The following is a 483-nucleotide window of genomic DNA, read 5'->3' as shown; positions in this document are numbered from 1 at the left end:
CCGTGCGCTACGACCTCGGCTCGCCCTGCCCCGATGTCGGTCGACTGACCGATGACATCACGCTTCCATCGCTTCCATCGCTTCCCGGCGGCACCACGCTGTACGACGCGATGCAGGACGGCAGCGGCGTCTTGCTCGACGCCTCTGCCGCACAAGCGGCCTCCCGGCTCGTCGCCGCCGTGACGCCAAGGGTTCGCTGCGTGGCCATCGATCAGGGACCGTCGCGGCTGATTCGTCCAGACGCTTGCGTGGCATGGCTTGGCGAGGGCGATAGCATCGACGGACTCGAAGCCGCACTGCGCCGCTGGTTCGCAGGAACGCCGCAGGTCGCATGACTGCCTGACGCTTCGCGATAACGCGCGACTTCCGGCGACGGCGAACGCATCGCCGTCATCACACCTGCGTATTCCAATATCGAAAATTGGCGCTATGCTCCGCGACGTGAAATGGCTCCGTCTCATCCTCGTCTTGTTGTTGTGCGGG

The 483-nt window shown here is 65.0% G+C and carries 1 pseudogene; it reads left to right on the top strand.

The window, feature by feature from the left end:
• Nucleotides 1-335, top strand: a pseudogene (locus CDV44_RS28165) (FAD-binding monooxygenase); the annotation flags it as partial.
• Nucleotides 336-483: the final 148 nt, after the last annotated feature.

It is taken from the genome of Pandoraea sp. PE-S2R-1 (assembly GCF_002179865.1).
Lineage (GTDB): Bacteria > Pseudomonadota > Gammaproteobacteria > Burkholderiales > Burkholderiaceae > Pandoraea.
The sequence above is the reverse complement of the archived record's forward strand: the minus strand, read 5'-3'. Positions and strand labels throughout refer to the sequence as shown.